This is a genomic window from Paenibacillus polymyxa (assembly GCF_015710975.1).
Taxonomy (GTDB): Bacteria; Bacillota; Bacilli; order Paenibacillales; family Paenibacillaceae; genus Paenibacillus; species Paenibacillus polymyxa.
Map to the genome: position 1 here is coordinate 780,961 of NZ_CP049783.1, position 7,786 is coordinate 788,746.

Below are 7,786 nucleotides of genomic sequence, written 5' to 3' on the forward strand. Positions count from 1 at the left end.
CTAGGAAGATGTATTATTTTTATAGTAGGCCATAATCTCATCCAAATCGTTAATTGAAAGATTCTCATCATCGCTCACATCTGCGGGAGTCCATTCCTTCTCCTTCTTTTCAGAGCAATGCTCAATAATTTCTAGCAAACGACTTTGCAAGAAATTTCCCAATTTTTGAATACTCGATTCAGCATATTCACGACTGCTATACTCGATCTCAAGGGTTAATATCCCCTGTTCGATACTGCCATTAATATCAAGCACAAATGGTGTCTCGGTCTCCTCACTTACTGTCCGGCCCGGAGAATACTTTGATTCGACAAATAAAGGCGCAACGGAGCCTGAATCAATCTGACCGTGATAATTAAACCGGATTTCAGGTGCAAAATGTCCCTGATTAGTACTTTTCAAATCGTGTAGGGTCATATATTCCAGAATTCCGAAGTCAATACCCTTATTAGGAACACGCCGCAACGCTTCCTTGGTCAGCTTAATTTGGTAAGCTAAATCCGCATTATGCTTCATATCCAGATGAATAGGATACATCGTAGTAAACCAGCCGACCGTTCTGGTTATATCTATATCATCAAAGATCTGTTCCCGTCCGTGTCCTTCCAGCAAAATGGTAAATTCATCATTATCAGTCCAGTCTCTCAATGCCAGTCCAAAGGCTGTCAACAGTAGATCGTTTACATTCGTACTATAAGCCTTGTGTACATCCTTCTGCAGACAATCTGTTTGTTGCTTGGAAAGCCTTACGCTGCAGATTTTCAGGTCTTTCCCTCTTCTGTCAGCGACCGGATAGTCTTTATGAAGCGGTTTACTGGCATGACGGATCACATTCTCCCAATAACGCTTGTAACGAGCTGGACGCGCACCCTTTGCATCATCAACCAGGCGATGGGTCCAGTCCTTCCATGAATGGGTCTTCGCCTGGAAGAGAATTTCTTCATTATTTAGCGCCTGCATATACCCTTGCTCCAAATCTTCCAATAGAATTCTCCAAGAAACTCCATCTACCACCAAATGATGAATCGCGAGTAATAAGTGATCACCTTGGGCCGTGTGAAACAACCCTGCTTGCACAAGTGGACCCTCTTCCAAATTCATACGCCGCTGAATCGCTTCGCTAAGGCTTTGGATTGCTTCTTCAATGGATGCCTCATGGCTTACATCCAGAACAGTAAGAGCATATGCCTTTCGATTCGTACCATGAATGACGGGAGTGATCCTGTCCGGACTCGCTGTATATGTCATTCGTAAGGCATCATGATGCTCTGTCAGCTTACACAACACCTGATCGACCAGTTCTTCCTTCCATCCCTTTTGGCTATACAACATAACAGCCTGGTTCCAATAGTTGGATTCCGTGAACTTTTGCTCAAAAAACCATCGTTGGATAGGCGATAACTCAGCCTCTCCTTCAATAATCCCTTGTTCGGCTTGAACACTGACTGCTCTTAGATCCGGAGTCAGGCTACCTATCGTTTGATGACGGAAAAGGTCCTTAATTTCCATACGATATCCGTGCTTACTTAGACGTGTGGAAATTTGAATAGCTTTAATTGAATCTCCGCCCAATTCAAAAAAGTTATGATTTGTTCCGATAGGAGCATAGCCAAGAACCTCTTGCCAGATTTCGGCCATCAACGCTTCAACCTCATTGGAAGGAGAAATATAATCTACCTCAATCGACAGACTGTGATCAGGCTCAGGCAATGCTTTTCTGTCGATCTTACCGCTCGATAGATAAGGCATAGCTTCCATAGATACGATATAAGCAGGCACCATGTACTCGGGTAGAACTTCTTTAATACGAGCCTTTAATGCTTGTATATTGAACTCCTGGGCATGTTCAACATAGGCGCATAAATAACTTCCCCCAGAACGGTCATCACGAGCAAGCACTACTGCCGTCTGTACCCCTTCGTAGGCCAGTATTGCCGCTTCAATCTCACCCAGTTCGATCCGGTAGCCCCGAATTTTCACCTGATGGTCGATCCGACCCATATATTCAATGTTTCCATCCGGTAGCCACCTCGCCAAGTCTCCCGTCCGGTACATCCGTCCCCCTGCCGCATAGGGGTCCGCTACGAACTTCTCCTCCGTCAGTTCTTTCCGATTCACATATCCTCGGGCTACGCAGTCCCCTCCAATGTGCAGCTCGCCCGGTACACCTATCGGCTGCAATCGGTCTTTATGGTCCAAAATATACAATTTCACGTTGTCAATCGGCTTCCCAATCGGAATGCTCTCTGGTTCCTGCTCGGCAGGACAGTCGTAATACGCCACCTCTACCGTTGCCTCTGTCGGTCCATACAGGTTGTGTAGCGTGGCTCCTTCGGCTCCCAGCAAACGGTTAAACCGGCGGACATGTTCTGTCATCAGCGCTTCCCCGCTGGCAAATACTCGCCGGACACTACGCATTTTTCCGGCGGCTCCGCTATGCTCGATATACTCCAGGAATGCTCCCAGCATGGATGGCACAAAATGGATCGCTGTTACCCCGTTGGCTTCCACCGTTTCAGCTATCGCTGCCGGGTCTTTCTCGCCTCCCGGCTCCAAAAAGCATACTGTCGATCCCTGAATCGCCCATGAGAACAGCTCCCACAACGATACGTCAAAGGTGTATGGCGTTTTTTGCAGGATCACATCCTCCGCTCCAAACGGAATTCGTTGTTCCATCCAGTGCAGACGGTTGATCAGTGAAGCGTGCTCAATCATGACCCCCTTCGGCTTGCCGGTGGAGCCTGACGTATAGATCACGTACACCAAATCGCTCGAGCGGTTAACAGGTTCTGGGTTCTTCTCGCATTCTTCTCCTGTAAGCTCCATCCCCTCCATCAGCAAATCTTCGATAGCGATTAGCTCGCGGTCGGCTCCGTGCGGACGAAGGCGGTCCAACTGATCCCGCTGGGTCAGCAGGATAGATGCCCCGCTATCCTCCAGCATGAATCCCAGCCGTTCTTCTGGGTCCTCTGGATGTAGCGGCAGATACGCCCCGCCTGCCTTCAAAATCCCCAGCAGGCCGACGATCATCTCCAGCGATCGATGAACTGCGATGCCCACCATCTGATCGGGCCCGATGCCTTTCTTCCGCAGGACGTGAGCCACCCGATTCGCTTGGGCATTCAGCTCCCGGTACGTCAATTGCCGATCTTGGTATAGGGCTGCCGGATGTTCCGGTGTTCGCTCCACCTGCTCCTCAAACAATTGATGAATCGTCTTCTCCCTTGGATAAGGCGCAGCCGTCCCGTTGAATTTCTTCAAAATCACTTCTTTTTCTACCGTTGTTAATAAATCTGTATCACCTATCGTTTGTGTGCTATTAGCTACAAAAGACCTTAGCACCACCACCATATGATCCAAGAAGCGTTCGACAGTGTCCTTTTGGAACAAAGCACTGTTGTACTCCAAATTTAAATGAAGGTAGCTGCCTGTTTCTTCCGCGCTCAAGGTTAAATCAAATCGGGAAACACCTGGATTGAACGGAAACGGTTTGAATTCCAACCCACTAGATTGTAGGGGTTGCCCTTTTGTATTTTGCATAACAAACATGGTGTCGAAGATCGGGCTTCGGCTCACATCTCTCCGCAGCGCAAGCTTTTCGACCAATTGCTCAAAGGGATATTCCTGATGCTCAAAAGCAGATAAAACCGCTTCCTTAACTTCATCCAAAAAAGCAGAAAGACTCTTCTCCGATGAAGGGCTAGTACGCAGTGCCAACGTATTGACAAACATGCCGACGATCTTTTCCGTGTCTGGATGTCTCCTCCCAGCAACCGGCGTACCGATGACAATGTCATCTTGTCGTGCATGCTTGGACAAAACAACGTTATATACAGCCAGTAAAATCATGAATAATGTACTTTGAGTTTCAGCTGCGAGTTTATGAAGTGGCTCTGTTATATCATCGCCCAGGATTCGAGATACCGTGTTACCTTCATAGCTCTGAATAGACGGTCTTGGAAAATCCGTTGGTAGCTCCAGTACAGGTGGCTCATTTTTAAAGATGTCCAGCCAGTAGGATTCCTGATCTTTAATAAATCCATGATTTACTTGCTCATTATGCCAGCTAGCATAATCTTTGTACTGAACGGATAGAGGCGGAAGTGCTTGTCCATCATACGCTTTTACAAATTCATCCATAATAATAGACATAGAAACGCCATCCGAAATAATATGGTGCAAATCAACCAGCAGCATATTTTGGTTCTCTGTCAACGGAATCAGCTCGCCTCTTAATAAAGGGGCACGGCTCAGGTCAAACGGTTGGACGAATTCACTTAGCACCGTTTCTATTTGCTGTTCCTCTAAATCCTCTTTGCTGGTCAGACTATGAATCTTCAACTCAAATTCTACTTCGTCATGTACGCTTTGAACCGGCTCTCCATTGATCCATGAAAATGAAGTGCGCAATGCTTCATGCCTGTGAATCAGAGTGGTGAATGCCATTTTCAACCGCTCCTGATCCAGATGGCCTTGAACGAGCATGACAGAAGGCATATTGTAAACCAGTTCCGCTCCTTCAAGTTGATGCAGTATCATCTGACGTCTTTGCGAGGAGGAAACCGGATAATAGGCTTGACCAGAAAGTAGAGCAATTTCGGTAAATGTACCTGCCCCTCTCCCGATGGTACGTTCAATGAGTTTGCTCATGCTTTCCACAGTTGGATACTCAAATATTTCACGCATAGGCAACTCGACCTGGAATTCTCGAATAATTTTCCCGATCAGTATTGTAGCCTTCAGCGAATGTCCACCCAGTTCAAAAAAATGGCTGTGTACACCTATTGGGCTCACATGCAGAATATCCTCCCACAAACGTACTAGACGAGTTTCTGTATCTGTACGAGGAGCTACAAACCCCTGCTCCCGAATCACATGATGGGGCTCAGGAAGCGCTCCTCGGTTCACCTTTCCATTATTCGTAAGAGGTATCGCAGCAATCTGTATTAGATGAGCAGGTACCATATACAAGGGCAGAGACGCTTTCAAATAGGATCGTATTTCCTGTGTTAAGAGTTCACGGTCAGACACAATATAAGCGCATAAATACGTTTCGTCCTCTTGGTCCTTTCTAGATAGAACCACGGCCTCTCTGATGTCATGATGAGAGAGAAGGACCTTTTCGATTTCTCCAGTCTCAATACGATATCCACGAATTTTCACCTGATGGTCTGTTCTTCCGAGATACTCCACATTGCCGTCAGGAAGCCACTTTGCCAAGTCCCCTGTTTTATACATGCGCTCTCCGATAACGAAGGGACTATCGGTGAATCTTTCGTCCGTTAGATCAGGTTGATTAATGTAGCCTAGGGCTACTCCTGTACCAGCAATATAAAGTTCCCCCGGAATACCGACAGGAAGCAGTCTCCCCTCCTGATCCAAAATGTACAACCGGTTATTGTCAATCGGCTTACCGATTGGAATACTCTGCAAATCATCTCCATCCGGGCAATCAAACCATGTTGCATCCACTGTTGCCTCTGTTGGTCCGTATAAATTATGCAGAGTTGTGCCATTCGGCTTTCGAAGCAGAGTATTAAACCGTCTGGCTTGCTTTACTGTTAGTGCCTCCCCGCTAGCGAAAACTCGTTTAATACTGCTGAGTTTTCCCTCTGCTTGGTGCTGCTCAACATACTCCAAAAAAACAGACAACATGGAAGGTACAAAATGAAGGGTTGTAATTTTCTGCTCTGCCACCGTGTTCAGCAGTAGCTTGGGATCCTTCTCCCCATCAGGTGGAAGAAAGTAGACTGAAGCTCCGGCTATAGCCCACCAAAATAGTTCCCATACAGAAACATCAAAGGTGTAAGGTGTTTTCTGTAAAATGGTATCGTCCACACCAATCGGATACTTTTTTTGCATCCAATGAAGTCGATTCACTATAGAGGTGTGACGAATCATAACCCCTTTAGGCTTACCTGTAGAACCGGAAGTATAAATTACGTAAGCTACATCCTCCGGCCCACTGTAAGGTTCAAGATTAGTTTTTTCAGTTGCCCAGTCTGCTCCGATCGCAAGCACGCTGATATTCTGTGAAAGATCCTTCAATGTAGATTGGATTTCCTGCTGCACCAGCAGGATGGAAGTTCCGCTGTTACCCGCTATATATTGAATTCGTTCCAGAGGATCCTCTGGATTGATTGGCAAGTAAGCCCCCCCTGCCTTAAGAATAGCCATGATCCCGACTAGCATCTCCGGTGAGCGATAGGCTGCAATCCCAACAATCTGGCCAGTTTGCACCCCTTTCATCCTCAAGACGCGAGCCAATCGGTTAGCCCGTTCGTTCAATTCCAGATAAGTTAACCGCCCATCAGCGAATGCTGCTGCCAAACGATTCGGCGTCAGCGCCGCCTGCTCTTCGAAAAGCTGTTGAATCGTTTGACTTTGAGGATACAAGGCATTTGTATCATTAAAATCTCGCAGGATTCTGTGTTTTTCCTCGCCAGAAAGCAAATCAATATCGTCCACATCCATGTGCGGATTAGAGACTACCTGTTCAGCTATTTGTTTTAGGTGCAGTTCAATTCTTTGAATATCTGAAGCTTGATAAGCAATACTGTTATAGCCAAACTTAACCTTCAATTCTTTACCAGGAATGACTCCAATATTAAAATCATAATTCGTTTGCTCAAAGCCCTCGGTTTCCACAATTGAAACAAGCTGTTCTCCTTCACCACCAGCAAGCTCTTCAGTAATTGGGTAGTTCTCGAACGCTATGATATGGTGGATTAAGCTCTTGCCCAGTGGGGTTAGCATCTGAATATCAGCCAAGGATAGAAAATGGTACTTCCCCGATTCCATCATATTCTGCTGAAATTACTTGATTATCTGGGAAAATGTTTGTGCTTCTTTATGACAAATACGTACAGGAATCGTATTAATAAATAATCCAACCATTTTCTCCGACCCTTCCAGCTCAGCTGGACGGCCGGAAACAACGGAACCAAATACCACATCTTTGGTGTTATTGTATCTTTGCAGCAACAGACCCCATATCCCATGAAATACAGAACTTAAGGTTACCTGATTTTGTTGTGCTATCATTTCCAAACCACGGGTTAACTGCTCGTCCAAGGTGAAAATATGGTTGTTCAGCTTGTAGCTTCCATCCTCAGTTGACTTGCTGCTAAGAGGTAAGCCACTTTGCTCTTCCACACCTGATAATTGTTGTTCCCAATAAGCAAGAGCTGTCTTCTTATTTTGCTGCCCTAACCAACTGATATACCGGCTATATGGAAATACTGCGTCCAATTCTGGCTTCTTCCCGAGGGAATAAGCTCTGTAAATTTGGAACAGATCCTTCGCAATTGTACCAATACACCAGCCATCCATAATGATGTGATGAAAGCTTAGAACCATTTTGCAGCTTGTATCACTTAATGCAAGAACACTTATCCGAATAAGGAGATCCTTTTCCAGATCAAAACGAATTTTCCGATCATTAATCGTAAAATTATCAACATATAAACGTTGTTCTGCTTCATTTAATTCCGTAATGTCTCTATAATCAATCGTTGCTTCTTTATTAGCCAGCACGACTTGTAACGGTTGGTCTGTTTCTTTATAAACAAACACAGTCCGTAACACATCATAACGGTCAATTAGGGTTTGGAAGCTTTCCTTCAGCGTCTCTGCATTCAACCGTTCATTTATGGTAATGACCGTTTGATCAAAATATGCTTCTGAGTGCTCGTCTAAAATGGAGTGATATAGAAGCCCCTCCTGCATGGGTGTCAATGGATAAATGTTTTGAATGAGTGCGTTTCTCATACGGCTCACCACTTTG

Annotated in this window: 1 protein-coding gene and 1 pseudogene; both read right to left on the reverse strand. The window is 45.7% G+C overall.

The genetic code is table 11. From position 1 onward, the window contains the following. A complete protein-coding gene (locus tag G7035_RS03680) occupies positions 1 to 6,474 on the reverse strand; it encodes a non-ribosomal peptide synthetase (RefSeq protein WP_230877448.1) in 6,474 nt (2,157 codons plus the stop codon). A 9-nt stretch (positions 6,475 to 6,483) separates the two neighbouring features. Beyond that, positions 6,484 to 7,770: pseudogene (locus G7035_RS27200) on the reverse strand (condensation domain-containing protein); the annotation flags it as partial. Between the last annotated feature and the right edge of the window lie 16 nt (positions 7,771 to 7,786).